This window comes from Dehalococcoidia bacterium (assembly GCA_041653995.1).
Taxonomy (GTDB): domain Bacteria; phylum Chloroflexota; class Dehalococcoidia; order GIF9; family UBA5629; genus CAIMUM01.
This window is the reverse complement of record JBAZEK010000009.1, coordinates 16,511-27,817: the sequence shown is the minus strand read 5'-3', so window position 1 is coordinate 27,817 and position 11,307 is coordinate 16,511. Positions and strand designations below refer to the sequence as shown.

Sequence of the window (11,307 nt, the reverse complement as noted above, 5' to 3'; positions counted from 1 at the left end):
CGAACTTACTCCTTGACCCGGCATACTCTGGACCTGTTCTAAGTAGACGACGAGTTCCGGTCGGTGCCACTTGATGAGCAGGCTCACAAGCTCCGATGAGTTCACTTGCTTCTTTTTTCCCTTTTTACCGAGGGGCATGACCGGCATGTCGGCGAGCGCTATCAGTTTTGGAAAACTGAAAACACCTGCAAACTCGAGGAGGGCGAGCGCCCCGGAAACGCCCGGATCGATCCCCAGTCGGTACGTTTTCATCTCTTTTTGATCCTCCTGACAAGTTGCTTGCTTGGCATATGCCGGGCGCCGGCCTGAACCGCTACCGAGTGAGCCCTTCCGAACAGGTCGTAATGCGGATGACCCGGGTGCTCCTGGAACCAGCCGCGAGACAGGCCGATGCGCTGCGCGAACTGATGAAGCTCGTCAACTGACTCGTCGGATACTAACTGGTGGCCGTCTGTAAGGATCATTGAACAACCTTTCGAATTTCCGAGATAATCCATTCTCGGGCCTCATCCGGTCCAACCTCAGCTATTTTTCGCAGTAAATCAGTTGCCGATGGAAAAGCTTGCTCAAGAAATCGCATGCGATTACTAGCCATACCCACGAACTCCCAGTCGTCGACATTCCCAAACGCCTTAGCAGCGTCCATCTCTGGATATCTCCACGCTTTCCAGTGTACTGTGTTCACAAGGGACCAACTCCCGGCATAAACCAGAACGTAAGGCTCCCCACACCCCACAGCCTTGTGCTTATACATGGCTCCGGCCTTAAATACCACGTACCTGTTTTTCCACCCCGGGAATAATTGCTCGAGAACGTCATCCGGGATATGATGAGCCCTAGCTACTTCCTCTATCGTCTTCGTGTCAGTAGTTCTGTATTCCACTTTTCCTCCTTTAACCTTCATTCGGCAATTCGTCCTCGCTCGCCGTCCCCTTCTTGTCCAGGAACACAACCCGGCTGGCATCCAATTTCAACCTACTATGCTCCTTGCCATCATCCTTCTCCCATTTCTCCAGGTGGACCTCGCCCTCCGCGTACACCAGGCTGCCCTTGAGCAGATACTGGTTGCAGCTCTCCGCCTGCCGGTCCCAACACACGACCTTGAACCATTCTGTGATCTTCTTCCGATCATCCCCTGATCCGCGATAGCTGTCCACGGCCACACTGAAGTCCGTGACCGGCTTACCGCTGGGGGTGAAACGCATGTTAGGCAAACCCCCAAGCCTCCCGATGATCTGCTGTCTGTTCAGTGACGCCATTTTACCTCCTTCTTTTACTTAACTGCCCTTAGGTGCATCGGCAACCCATTCGATGTCTCTTAACCGAACATCGATACCTCTATCGAATGTAAATCTCATACCGCACGAGGTATCAACTATCCCACTTAAGTGGACGAATTCTCCGTCAAATGTGGCGGCGGTGAATCTAATTACAGTTCCAGACCGTAAACCGCAAGCATAATCAAAATCATCTCCATTGGCTTTCGTTAGGGCGCGAGAGTATTTTCCTTCCCAATGATTCCACTTACGTCTGAGCCACATATCTTTGAGCCTATTGATCATGACCCCCTCCTTCAAAACATTGTTTCTTTTGGTTTATTTTCTTCCTCAACAAATTGATATCTGTGGGGTATTTGCCTTAGTAGAACCTCACCCTTCGGGCCGAAGGTGTTTTTCACAGTAACCAGATACACGCAACGCCGGAAGCAATTGGTTGCATTTGATGGAATTTTTTTACACCCATCCAAGCACCCGCCTTTAGTCGCGTCCCACTGGTTGAAAACAAACGTCACCACATTCGCATATTCTCCAATCTCCCCGGACTCCCTGAGCGCCTCAAGGCGACAATCTTCTTTCGCTTTAAGTGACCTATTCACCTGAGACGCTATAATCAACGGGGGTTGGCCTTTGACGGTCTGGCATGTGGTCTTGAGCGCTTGGAGCACTATACCGACCGCCCTTGCGTCCGTAGCGCCTTTGCGGCCTACGTCTTCGCGGGGGATGAGCTGTATATAATCGACCACCACAAAATCGGCTAATCCTTGGGCGACTTTCTGCCGAATGTCCGAGCATATCCGATAAACCGACCAACCGGGACATGGGACAAGGGTCACCTTTCCGGGCCAACAGATAACGTCCTGAACAAACTTTGCCATTTCCATTGACTCAGAGTACACTCCATCCTCAAGATCGTGGATATTCGGGGCCACGCCCTTATCCGTGGTCATCAGTCGGCAGGCGCGGCGATTAAATATGTCTGTTGGGTCCAGCTCGTTGAAATAATAAACTCCATTCTTGCCCAGATCACGAGCCCCATATTCAAGCATCTGTTCACACCAGCTCGTTTTGCCCATACCAGATGGCCCAGCTATAACTAAAACCTTTCCGTTCCGCTGTCTCACAGTTCTGTTATATGAAGTCCACGGACTAACTAACCAAGGCCTAATCTCTGAATCCCTCTGTGTTTCAATGTAGTTTTGAATACCCTCCGCATGGTGAATAGTTGAATCGTCATCCAGTGAATATTCCGAGCGGGTCTTTGCTATGATAGTTTCCGCCTTAGTGAACGCCTGCGACACCGACGGATCATCTTGGTAGGCGACATCCGCTATTTCATTCCCGGAAGTAATGAGTTTTCTGTAAGCTGCCATTCTCCAAACGATCCTCGCATAATGAACAACGTGTACGGCGGTAGGTGAAGCGTTTAGACAGTTTGATAAATAGTGCGGCCCACCAATAGCATCTAATTTATCTGCCAACTCATGGGCTACTGTTATTTGATTTATTGCCTCTGCCCTGTTATTAAGAGCAACCATTGCCCCAAAAACCCACTGGTTCTTATCTCGATAGAAATGTTCCGCTTGCAGAAAACCGATCACCCTGTCCAGCGCCTCATCGTCCAGCAAGCAGGAGCCAATAACAGACTCCTCGGCGTCTAGATCGTGGGGTGGAATTTTATCATCTACCATTCTCTTAACCCTTCCGATGAGCCGTTATTCCCATTGTTATGGCCGTCTGTCTGCCATCTCTTCAGAATTTTAGAAATGTATTTAATCCCAATTTTAGACCTATCAATTCTTGCTGCCTCTGTGATAGAATCAACAACCCACGGCCCTGAATACTTGTCGGCTAAAAGGTTTAACTCTACACACTCAGTTTCGGTAGCTTTTCGTCCAAGGGAGCTTTCCCAGGACGTTAAGGGGGAGGAGCTGGAAATTCCCTCTCCTCTCCTTTCCTCTCCTTTCCTTTCCTCTACTCTCCTCTCCTCTCCTCTCCTCTCCTCTCCTCTCCTCTGTAGCATTACTACACCAAGGAATTCATTTTCTACACTTTCTCCCTGTAGGTTACCAGTAATAATGTCATTACTACTTGTAATAATTGGTTTACTAGGAAGATCACGTTTTCTGTTCCTGTAAACCTCCACTAAATTATCGACAAATTTCTGGCACCAAATTACCCTCAAATCCCATAGGTCCTTATCAATAGCACCTAATTCTACCAGTAGGTTAAGAATTTCTACTCCTTTGTTAGGAGTAGAATTACATTTTGCACACAAAACATTAAATTTTATTGGGTTTCTGACATCAATGAAGTGCCCTTCGGACCGGCCAAGCCTTTCGAGGAGTTTGAACCAAAAAGCATATCCGTCATTTCCGAATTGTGCTTGGATTACAGTTATGGTGTCCCCTGCACTGGCATCGGTAAAGTGAGGGAAAAAGTCAACTGTATTTCTAGGAGTCCTTGCCATGAGCGCCTCTCTGCTGGAGATCCCGTTTTTTCTCCACCTGAATGATCTCCCACACCCGCTGCTTATGCTTAACCCCGAACATGGCACCTATCTCCTCCAGCGTTAGTTCGGGGTTTTCTACGCGAGCGCGATATATAGCTCGGTTACGATGATATTTATTTCGCATAACGAAGCCAGCCTATCACATTGTAAAGAATAAGTAAAGGCATTCCTACCACTTGATCAGCTCAAGCGGCCGGCTGTTGGGTATCCCGTAGTGTTGGACGAAGAAGTCGATGAACGGAGTGGAGTTCTCGAATCCGTCGGCCTTCGCCAGGTCCTCCACTTCGCTCCAGGGGAGGAGCCTGCCGCCCACAAAGATGAAGGTGATCAGCGAGGACCTAGCGAAATGCACCGGCTCCACGCTCTTGCAGGTCTCTGTCCTGAGCAGTTCGCAACTCTTTGTCCTCTGGCCATGGTAGAGATAAAGAATGTCCCCGGGGACCGTCGGCCGGCTACGAACTGGCCTTATTGTCTGCCGCGACTCTCCGCTCTTGACTTTGGCCGCTTTCCACGTCTTAAAATTATAACTCGGCACCCTCTCCTCCTCCGTTTAATTTTCGTTCGAGTTCAGCTAATACCTGATTCCTTTCCTTTTTGGTCATGTCTGCCCAAGCGTACCAGGAGTCGGCGGCCTCCCCTACCGACAATCTCCCGCCAAACGCTTGCTCTATCCAAAAGGGGAATGTGTTACTGAGCGGGAAATTACGGGCAGCGACCTTTGCTCTCAGTGCGTTTTTGAGGACGGCGATCGCCAGTTTTCTCACCGCATCCGGATCAACGCTGGCCATATACTTACCGGAGCAGCACTTTACGCTATTTTTTCTCAGGCACTGGGCACAAGTATTATTGACAAGTTCCATTTTATACCTCCTCTTCATTTAGAACATCCTTGAGCATCCAGTTAGCATATTCTTCGGACTGCTTGTCTCCCGAGTTGAGCGCCTGGATCAGTATCCGTCTCCAGGTCTTGATTGACACAGATCGCCAGGCGACCGCCATCTGTGCAATCGTCGCCTCTTCGGTATTATGGCTGGTCGGCGTCAGATCGTGTGTAGGCGGCCTCGGGCTCTCCCAAGAAGGGTGGCAGAAAGCACATAAAAAGCCGCCATCAGCTCGTTGCCAGAAGACTGAAGATCCGCATCCGCACGGTTCATCCGGGGGATCACCGAGCATCCGTTCGCCCATCCTTTTGCATCTCCTTAATCTGATCTGCCACCTGCTTCAGACGGCCCGCGACGTACCCCATTTCATCGAGCAACTGTCCATCGATCGTCCCCCTTGTATGGACAATTGTCTCCGCACTTGTCCCGATTGGGGCAAAGTTCATCGACTGGGATTGGCTTCTCAGCGCCGCACATCGAACATTTTAAGCGGGCAGCGCATTCGGGGAATGTTTTGGTCTTCTTGAAGCAATGAGGCTCGCCATTCAGGCAATCGGCTTGACTCACACTGAAGTCGATGCTGATGGTCATCGAGTAGACGAACGACTTGTCGCAGGCGCGGCACAGCGCTTCATACAGCTCGCCTTCCTCGAAATCGTCCTCATGATTGATTCGTATTACTTTGTCGCAGTAAGGGCAGTTCACTTTACTTTCAGGCATTTTTCTCCTTTGTGCATTCATCTGGATGTTGGTGAATTACAAATGGCGGGTCGCTTTCAAAGGCGTTACCGAACAGCCTGACTTGCGGCCCGTTGATCAGCTTTTGGCATTTCTCGCACCGCCTCTTTTTGCGGGGGTTTTTTATCAGTGACCTTGATATTACAGGCATTTCCCTCCTTCGGCCGCTCGACGATCAGCGGATATGTAGGCCAATCCCTGAGCATCAGCGGCCCATGTAGCCAGCAATAGGGGTATTCCCCAGTTTCGTCGGTGAACAGATATTTAGCGTTGTTATCACAAATCACCGGCTCGTGCGTCTTGGGAGTAGTTGTTATCTGCGCGCAGCATTTCATCTTAGCCCCTCCGGCATCTGTCTGATCCTCAAGTCCTTAGGCCACTCGGCCGTGTCATGGGAGACATGGACAGGGCCAATGGCATTTGTGTGTTGGAGGAATGTTCCCCCTATATATGCGCCACACATTCGCGGTGCTTCAAGCCCCTTGACCCACAACGGCACCCCAGCCGCTTTGCACTGATCCCTGATTGCCCGTATCCATTCAAGATTGCACGGCCTTCGCTTCGGGCCTGTCTCGCAGCCGACGATCACCCAGTCTATTCCCGGAAGCATTCGGTATTCCTTCACGAAGGAGCCTACCAGAGCATACGCATTGGACGTTTTGTAATCATTCCCCTCGCACTCAGGGCATATCTCAGCCATCGTACCCGTGTCGCATACGGAACAATTTCCGTTGTCAGGGTTCTCGGATCGCCCGCCGCAATTGATACATTCGCGCTGGACTGAATCAATCCCATGATGACCGCATGATGTGCAATGGTAGTAATCATCTGGATAAGATGCAGTCAAGTCGATTGGTGAAAGAAGAGGTTCTATTGACAAGAATCGATGCGCGGCGGGAGTCTGTAGCAACAGAGGAATCCGCTTGTCTGCCTGCTCCTGGTTCTCGGCGGTGACTCCGAGCCATATATTGTCTACTAATAACCCATTAGAGGGAGGCAATTCAGGTTGAGTCGCCCACTTAGATACAAAAGATTCCATTCTCTCAACACGTTTCGTGAGGCACAGAAAGGTATGCTGATTTGATTGTTCCATTGTCATAAAGGCGCTTGCTAAATCATGGGAGGTAACTACCTCATGGAACAAATCGCTCCAGATCGAGTAAACCGTAGGCTTCTTCCGATGGAGCGGGACCCCTAGCCGGTCTTCCCTGAATCTCGGTGCGGACTTAAATACCAGTCCACTACTCCCTACTACATACTCATTGCGGTGAAATCTCTTATCCATCGCTTGCAGCCAACAGTGGCCACATCCGGGGGAAACCTTCGTGCAACCTTCAACCAAAGACCACGCCCGGTCCCAGTATTTTCCAGTCTCTATTGCTGTACCTATCATCTCATCAACTCCTGTTCACATCTTCAGGGTACAACCGGACTCCGGGGATCACCGCGGTGCCCCGTGTCGATCGGGCGATCCCCGAGAGCATGGAGGTAATTACGTCCAGCACCTTTTGGTCGAGGAAGTATTCCGGGTGCTTCTCGAGTAACAACTTTGGGTCGGTGATCTCCGCCTTCCACACGGTTGACGTGCTTAATCCTGCGACTTTGGTCGTTGACGCCGGCTTAAACGCTGGGACCTCAGGAGTCAACGGCAATCGGTTAAGGAGTTCGGCGGCCCCCTCAGTGTCCCCCTTCGCCTGGAGCTTGGCGGCTTTTTCTTCAGCCCTTTTGAGCATCTTCTGTTGAATGAGGCGAGCGGCTTCCGCCGCCTCCCGGTTGACTCGGTCCTTTTCGGCTTGCTCCTTTCGCTTGAAGGCACTTAACTTCGGGTCGATGACCGCGACGAACGATTCCCTGAGCGAGATCGGCGGATCGAAGAATGCCATGACCGCTTTCTTCGCCGCGTCCATCGGCCTGGTGATCTTGAGGCGCTCGGCGGTGAGCTCCTTGATCTGATCGTTGGCCACAACCCTCTGTGCTCCCCAGTATTTATAATCTTCCGGCGTATCGATTGTCAGGTCAGGGAGCAGTTCGGGTATCGGTGGGCTTTTGGCTATTGTCGTCCTGGCCGATGGGGGGACAACTGTGTCGACCAGTGCCTGTTTGATCGTTTCGTCATTTCGTTCCATGATTCTCCTCTAATAATGCAGATCCATATTTGATTATCGATATCATCATTGCGGCGGCCCCGGCGGCGTCCCTGGAGGCCCATGCGGCGGCCCCGGCGGCGTCCCTGGCGGCGGCCCCGGCGGCGTCCCTGGAGGCCCATGCGGCGGCCCCGGCGGCGTCCCTGGCGGCCCAGGCGGCCCTGGCGGCGTTCCCGGCGGCCCCGGCGGCGTCCCCGGCGGCGTCCCTGGCGGCGTCCCTGGCGGCGGCCCAGGCGGCCCTGTCGGCCCCGGCGGCGTCCCCGGCGGCGTCCCCGGCGGCGTCCCAGGCGGCGGCCCAGGCGGAATTAGCGCCTAAGTATTTTTCCGCTGCTTCAATCGCCTTCAGTGGTCTATTATCCTCAGGGTAAATCTTGTCCCAATGACAGAGCACCTGTCGAGCGGCAAAGATCGCATATTGCACGTTCTGATCGCTGTCTAACAGGTGAGTCACTAGCCAGTTAGCCCAATCAAGATGATTCGTTTCTATGAGTTTGTTTATGGTGTTAATCGGATTCGTTTCCCCGCATGCTTTGAACCAGTCTATTCCATCATCACATGCTGAATGTGCTCTGAGCCATTTGATTGTTATGTTATCCATATCTCTCCTTTACATCGGAAATGCTATCAACTTTTCCAGTGTTTTTCTATTTGGTATACCGCTCATCATACCACCAATGAATGCTATAGCTGCGGTAGTTTCTGAATCCGTCATCTCATTTATGGCATCCCACGCCTTATCTCCGAGGGGTTGGCGATATTTTAATTGAGTTACGGCGTAAAGACGGATCAGTTTCAGTTGTTTTGGAATGGCAGCACCCATTATTTGATCCACTATATCAGGCATATCTCTCCTTTCTTCGATAAATATTAAGGCAGCTTACGAAGTCGTTCCAGTCTCCCGGATCATCCATCCACGTCATCAAGTAGGTGCCGTCCTTTTTGAGCTGCACCGTTAGCCGACATTCGACGCCACGGTCTCCGTAATCATTGGCCATGTGCTGGTAGGCAGCGGTCTGCATCCCGACGTAGCACGGGTCGACCACCGATCCGGTTTTGATATCGAGGAGAACTGTTCGCCGCCTGCTTTTAATCGGAGCCCTCATCATCTTGGCGATCCGATCACAGGTGCCGGCGAACCATAAGCGCTCATCGAATAAGCGTTGTTCGTTGGCGATGATCTCCACTTGATTATCGCGTTTGAATCGGTCCCAGGCGGCCAGGTACGGTCGTATTTGGTCATCCAGGTCGTCGGTGTCCAGCTCGCCACTATCGTAGAGGCTTGTCGCCAGGTGGACAGCGGTCCCCAGTTCGGCGGCCTGATCCCAATAACTACGCTCTATTCGTACTGGGCCGAATGGTCCTTTCCCAGGCCGGGGGATCACGAAAACGGAGTCATGGCCGATGATGTAGAAGAACGGTTCCAGTATCTGGGTGACCGATGGAACACGTTGCCCATCGGCGTAGTACAGGTGGCCGTCCTCGACGAACGTGAGTTTAGTCATAAGAACTTACCTCTCTGATGGATGAAGATCGTAGCAGTCTTTATGCCAATAGGTTTTAATGAGTTCCTGACGGTCGGCCGATAACTCCCAGGTGATTAGTTGTTCGATGAGCGCCAGATTACTGGTATCATACTGGCAGTATGGGCATCTCCTGGTACCTTGGTCTATTTTATCTACTCCCTGTACTTTTGGATCGTATGGAATCTTCATTTTCTCAGCAAGTTTACACACCCCTCTCTCCGTGTTACCCGTTTTTATTTGGCGCATTCCGTCGTTGTTGTGATGTCGCCTACTTCGCATGTTTTATCCTCCTTCCCATTCCGCTCTTTACTTAAAGTTTTCTCCAGTCCTTGACACCGTTCAATTTGGAGAGCTCAGCCAACGCTTCTTCCTTGGTCTTTTTCCAGTCGCTGATCTGTTTGATGCCGAGCGCTCCGCAGACACCGGCCACCGAACCAACCTTGGCCCCCCCTGCCTGCTGAATTCGGAAGGCAATGCCGAAGAACTTCTGCCAATCCTTGAGGTCGTCTTCGGTTGCGCTCTTCAAGGCCGTCCAGTCCGGGTCTTCTTCCTCTTCGGGTGGGGCTTTTGTTTTCTGGGGCTCGGCCACTTTTGTCGGCTCCTCTTTTTTGGCTGTCGTCGCCGGTGGACTTGCTACTACTGGGACTTGTTCCTTGCCAGGCTCTGGAAGTTGCGCTGCCGTCGTCTCCAGCGGTTTCTTGGCCCTCGGCTTTCTGACCTTCTGGTTCTTGGCTGTCTCTTGCCCAGCGATCTCCGGGGCTGGTGCCTGACCGACCGGGGCCTGAGAGTCACGGGCTATCATCTCCGGGTACGATTCGTCGACTTCCGGGATCTCGTCGTCCGCTTCTATCGGCAGCTCGCCGGATTTGAGTGCCAAAGCCTTGGCCCTCTCCAGCAGTTTGCCCATACTGATGCTGGCATCTTCTCTTGGCCGCAGGTAGAGGATTGGCATTTCGGTTTGCTTTCCGTCCGGGCGCTTGACCATCGTCGGCTCCAGGGACAAGGTGAGCGGGATCATCGAGACTTTGCCGTAAACGAAGCGTATGAACTCGGCTGCTGAGTTGATGTTCAGTATGGCGTTGATCGAGCTGGTGTCAAGCTGCCAGATACCCATTCCTGGGATATCGGCATCGACGATGAATTGCATCATCATAACCTCTTTGCACTTTGATTCGCAGTAGTCAGGGCACTCACGCCCCTTGCACCGAACATCTCTCATCCCGACGTTCTTTGATTCAGGGGACAGAAACCATTCACCAGTGGAAAGATCGATCAATCGAGTAGCGATATCCCCATCGCCCTTGCACACAAGTCCGCGCGTCTTCGAATAGTGGCGATAATACTGGTTTGCCCAGCGCTCTTCGTCCTCGCTGGGAATGCGGATGGGGAGAGATTTGGGCTTATCGGTGCCGAATGCTTTCCTGAGCGCTTCGGCGTACCCTTCAGGGAACACGAAATAGTCGACCTGGACCGGGTATTCTTTTCCTGACTTCTCGCTCGTTTTCTTGATCCCCGTGTGGAGCTTGCCTATACGGGGCATGCGTCTTACTTCAGAGAGGCCTTTAATGGGAGACATGTTCAGTTTTCCTCCTTCGTTGTGATAATAATTGGGTACTGATCTTCGGTTTCTGTTACCAGTTGCCCGATCTGGCGAGCGGCGTCGAACGCCATGCACATGGCATCAAACTGGAGAGCTGTTTCTATGTCATTCATAAACCTCCGTTGACATTGGGATGAGGGTTTGGTACTCTGAGGATGATTCGTTTCCCCTTCTCCTCCTTTTTATCTCCTGCGTAAGCCGCTTCTCCCGGGCGGCTTACTGCCTACTTTTTAATCGGGGAATGCAGCGCCCCAACCCGTGCCAGTTCGTTTTTAACTGCTTGGGCGATGAACTCCGTGATCGTCATCTTATTGATAGCTGCTTGCGCTTTGGCTCTTAGCCACAGGTCTTCAGGGATATCTTTCTTGACACGACGCGTTCGGTCTTCCATCAGCACCTCCTTTCGTTGTGGGTATTATATCCTACTATAGCCCACTTTTCAAGAACCCCTACTTGCCCCCTTTTTCGGCGACCTTCCGTAGGTGCTCGGTCTCCGTTATCGACCAGTTGCGCAGGCGGCCCTCGGTTTTCTTAACGTGCTCGATGGTTGAGGCCAGTGTCTTCTTAAGCGCTTGCGGCATCCTGACCGTTGGGTTGAGCATCGCCTCCAGGTCTGCAAGTGGCTTGCTCAT

The 11,307-nt window shown here is 51.9% G+C and carries 21 protein-coding genes; all 21 read right to left on the bottom strand.

Going from position 1 to position 11,307, the window contains the following annotated elements; genetic code table 11:
* Positions 1 to 252: hypothetical protein (locus WC359_13090; protein ID MFA5401377.1), on the bottom strand; the 252-nt coding region annotated here is incomplete at its 3' end.
* The gene (locus WC359_13085; protein MFA5401376.1) at positions 249 to 464 is read right to left on the bottom strand and encodes a DUF4031 domain-containing protein; all 216 of its coding nucleotides are present in this window, start codon (positions 462 to 464) and stop codon (positions 249 to 251) included. The genes WC359_13085 and WC359_13090, both read right to left, overlap by 4 nt.
* Positions 461 to 904 carry a hypothetical protein gene (locus tag WC359_13080; GenBank protein MFA5401375.1) on the bottom strand — a complete coding sequence of 148 codons (444 nt, stop codon included), beginning with the start codon at positions 902 to 904 and terminating at the stop codon, positions 461 to 463. Before WC359_13080 ends, WC359_13085 begins: the two co-directional genes overlap by 4 nt.
* On the bottom strand, positions 894 to 1,259 hold the full coding sequence (locus WC359_13075; GenBank protein ID MFA5401374.1) for a single-stranded DNA-binding protein: 366 nt from the start codon (positions 1,257 to 1,259) through the stop codon (positions 894 to 896). Before WC359_13075 ends, WC359_13080 begins: the two co-directional genes overlap by 11 nt.
* Positions 1,260 to 1,573: 314 nt before the next feature.
* Positions 1,574 to 2,968 carry a DnaB-like helicase N-terminal domain-containing protein gene (locus WC359_13070; GenBank protein ID MFA5401373.1) on the bottom strand — a complete coding sequence of 465 codons (1,395 nt, stop codon included), beginning with the start codon at positions 2,966 to 2,968 and terminating at the stop codon, positions 1,574 to 1,576.
* Positions 2,962 to 3,747 (bottom strand): Lin1244/Lin1753 domain-containing protein, encoded by a 786-nt coding sequence (locus WC359_13065; protein ID MFA5401372.1) that lies wholly within the window; start codon positions 3,745 to 3,747, stop codon positions 2,962 to 2,964. The genes WC359_13070 and WC359_13065 overlap by 7 nt, the downstream gene beginning before the upstream one ends.
* A 211-nt stretch (positions 3,748 to 3,958) precedes the next feature.
* Complete coding sequence (locus WC359_13060) at positions 3,959 to 4,324, bottom strand: hypothetical protein (protein ID MFA5401371.1); 366 nt, start codon at positions 4,322 to 4,324, stop codon at positions 3,959 to 3,961.
* Positions 4,311 to 4,667 carry a hypothetical protein gene (locus tag WC359_13055; GenBank protein ID MFA5401370.1) on the bottom strand — a complete coding sequence of 119 codons (357 nt, stop codon included), beginning with the start codon at positions 4,665 to 4,667 and terminating at the stop codon, positions 4,311 to 4,313. The genes WC359_13060 and WC359_13055 overlap by 14 nt, the downstream gene beginning before the upstream one ends.
* Positions 4,651 to 4,974 (bottom strand): hypothetical protein, encoded by a 324-nt coding sequence (locus tag WC359_13050; GenBank protein MFA5401369.1) that lies wholly within the window; start codon positions 4,972 to 4,974, stop codon positions 4,651 to 4,653. Before WC359_13050 ends, WC359_13055 begins: the two co-directional genes overlap by 17 nt.
* 62 nt (positions 4,975 to 5,036) lie before the next feature.
* The gene (locus WC359_13045) at positions 5,037 to 5,390 is read right to left on the bottom strand and encodes a hypothetical protein (protein MFA5401368.1); all 354 of its coding nucleotides are present in this window, start codon (positions 5,388 to 5,390) and stop codon (positions 5,037 to 5,039) included.
* Between the two features lie 65 nt (positions 5,391 to 5,455).
* The gene (locus WC359_13040; GenBank protein ID MFA5401367.1) at positions 5,456 to 5,743 is read right to left on the bottom strand and encodes a hypothetical protein; all 288 of its coding nucleotides are present in this window, start codon (positions 5,741 to 5,743) and stop codon (positions 5,456 to 5,458) included.
* Positions 5,740 to 6,801 (bottom strand): DUF5131 family protein, encoded by a 1,062-nt coding sequence (locus WC359_13035; GenBank protein ID MFA5401366.1) that lies wholly within the window; start codon positions 6,799 to 6,801, stop codon positions 5,740 to 5,742. Before WC359_13035 ends, WC359_13040 begins: the two co-directional genes overlap by 4 nt.
* A 4-nt stretch (positions 6,802 to 6,805) precedes the next feature.
* Positions 6,806 to 7,534 (bottom strand): hypothetical protein, encoded by a 729-nt coding sequence (locus tag WC359_13030; GenBank protein ID MFA5401365.1) that lies wholly within the window; start codon positions 7,532 to 7,534, stop codon positions 6,806 to 6,808.
* On the bottom strand, positions 7,521 to 8,150 hold the full coding sequence (locus tag WC359_13025; GenBank protein MFA5401364.1) for a hypothetical protein: 630 nt from the start codon (positions 8,148 to 8,150) through the stop codon (positions 7,521 to 7,523). Before WC359_13025 ends, WC359_13030 begins: the two co-directional genes overlap by 14 nt.
* A gap of 9 nt (positions 8,151 to 8,159) precedes the next feature.
* On the bottom strand, positions 8,160 to 8,396 hold the full coding sequence (locus tag WC359_13020) for a hypothetical protein (GenBank protein MFA5401363.1): 237 nt from the start codon (positions 8,394 to 8,396) through the stop codon (positions 8,160 to 8,162).
* A complete protein-coding gene (locus WC359_13015) occupies positions 8,389 to 9,054 on the bottom strand; it encodes a hypothetical protein (GenBank protein ID MFA5401362.1) in 666 nt (221 codons plus the stop codon). The genes WC359_13020 and WC359_13015 overlap by 8 nt, the downstream gene beginning before the upstream one ends.
* A gap of 6 nt (positions 9,055 to 9,060) precedes the next feature.
* Positions 9,061 to 9,354, bottom strand: a complete 294-nt coding sequence (locus WC359_13010; GenBank protein MFA5401361.1) for a hypothetical protein — start codon at positions 9,352 to 9,354, stop codon at positions 9,061 to 9,063.
* Between the two features lie 31 nt (positions 9,355 to 9,385).
* Positions 9,386 to 10,651 carry a hypothetical protein gene (locus WC359_13005; GenBank protein MFA5401360.1) on the bottom strand — a complete coding sequence of 422 codons (1,266 nt, stop codon included), beginning with the start codon at positions 10,649 to 10,651 and terminating at the stop codon, positions 9,386 to 9,388.
* Between the two features lie 2 nt (positions 10,652 to 10,653).
* Complete coding sequence (locus tag WC359_13000; protein ID MFA5401359.1) at positions 10,654 to 10,788, bottom strand: hypothetical protein; 135 nt, start codon at positions 10,786 to 10,788, stop codon at positions 10,654 to 10,656.
* Between the two features lie 110 nt (positions 10,789 to 10,898).
* Positions 10,899 to 11,066 (bottom strand): hypothetical protein, encoded by a 168-nt coding sequence (locus WC359_12995; GenBank protein MFA5401358.1) that lies wholly within the window; start codon positions 11,064 to 11,066, stop codon positions 10,899 to 10,901.
* Between the two features lie 58 nt (positions 11,067 to 11,124).
* Positions 11,125 to 11,307, bottom strand: coding sequence for a hypothetical protein (locus WC359_12990; GenBank protein MFA5401357.1), 183 nt, complete (start codon positions 11,305 to 11,307; stop codon positions 11,125 to 11,127).

What these genes read in the sequence shown, in the direction of transcription:
- WC359_13085 (MFA5401376.1), bottom strand. Translation starts at nt 464, where the DNA reads ATGATCCTTACAGACGGCCACCAGTTAGTATCCGACGAGTCAGTTGAC.
- WC359_13080 (MFA5401375.1), bottom strand. Translation starts at nt 904, where the DNA reads ATGAAGGTTAAAGGAGGAAAAGTGGAATACAGAACTACTGACACGAAG.
- WC359_13075 (MFA5401374.1), bottom strand. Translation starts at nt 1,259, where the DNA reads ATGGCGTCACTGAACAGACAGCAGATCATCGGGAGGCTTGGGGGTTTG.
- WC359_13070 (MFA5401373.1), bottom strand. Translation starts at nt 2,968, where the DNA reads ATGGTAGATGATAAAATTCCACCCCACGATCTAGACGCCGAGGAGTCT.
- WC359_13065 (MFA5401372.1), bottom strand. Translation starts at nt 3,747, where the DNA reads ATGGCAAGGACTCCTAGAAATACAGTTGACTTTTTCCCTCACTTTACC.
- WC359_13055 (MFA5401370.1), bottom strand. Translation starts at nt 4,667, where the DNA reads ATGAAGAGGAGGTATAAAATGGAACTTGTCAATAATACTTGTGCCCAG.
- WC359_13050 (MFA5401369.1), bottom strand. Translation starts at nt 4,974, where the DNA reads ATGGGCGAACGGATGCTCGGTGATCCCCCGGATGAACCGTGCGGATGC.
- WC359_13045 (MFA5401368.1), bottom strand. Translation starts at nt 5,390, where the DNA reads ATGCCTGAAAGTAAAGTGAACTGCCCTTACTGCGACAAAGTAATACGA.
- WC359_13040 (MFA5401367.1), bottom strand. Translation starts at nt 5,743, where the DNA reads ATGAAATGCTGCGCGCAGATAACAACTACTCCCAAGACGCACGAGCCG.
- WC359_13035 (MFA5401366.1), bottom strand. Translation starts at nt 6,801, where the DNA reads ATGATAGGTACAGCAATAGAGACTGGAAAATACTGGGACCGGGCGTGG.
- WC359_13030 (MFA5401365.1), bottom strand. Translation starts at nt 7,534, where the DNA reads ATGGAACGAAATGACGAAACGATCAAACAGGCACTGGTCGACACAGTT.
- WC359_13025 (MFA5401364.1), bottom strand. Translation starts at nt 8,150, where the DNA reads ATGGATAACATAACAATCAAATGGCTCAGAGCACATTCAGCATGTGAT.
- WC359_13020 (MFA5401363.1), bottom strand. Translation starts at nt 8,396, where the DNA reads ATGCCTGATATAGTGGATCAAATAATGGGTGCTGCCATTCCAAAACAA.
- WC359_13015 (MFA5401362.1), bottom strand. Translation starts at nt 9,054, where the DNA reads ATGACTAAACTCACGTTCGTCGAGGACGGCCACCTGTACTACGCCGAT.
- WC359_13010 (MFA5401361.1), bottom strand. Translation starts at nt 9,354, where the DNA reads ATGCGAAGTAGGCGACATCACAACAACGACGGAATGCGCCAAATAAAA.
- WC359_13005 (MFA5401360.1), bottom strand. Translation starts at nt 10,651, where the DNA reads ATGTCTCCCATTAAAGGCCTCTCTGAAGTAAGACGCATGCCCCGTATA.
- WC359_13000 (MFA5401359.1), bottom strand. Translation starts at nt 10,788, where the DNA reads ATGAATGACATAGAAACAGCTCTCCAGTTTGATGCCATGTGCATGGCG.
- WC359_12995 (MFA5401358.1), bottom strand. Translation starts at nt 11,066, where the DNA reads ATGGAAGACCGAACGCGTCGTGTCAAGAAAGATATCCCTGAAGACCTG.
- WC359_12990 (MFA5401357.1), bottom strand. Translation starts at nt 11,307, where the DNA reads ATGAGCAAGCCACTTGCAGACCTGGAGGCGATGCTCAACCCAACGGTC.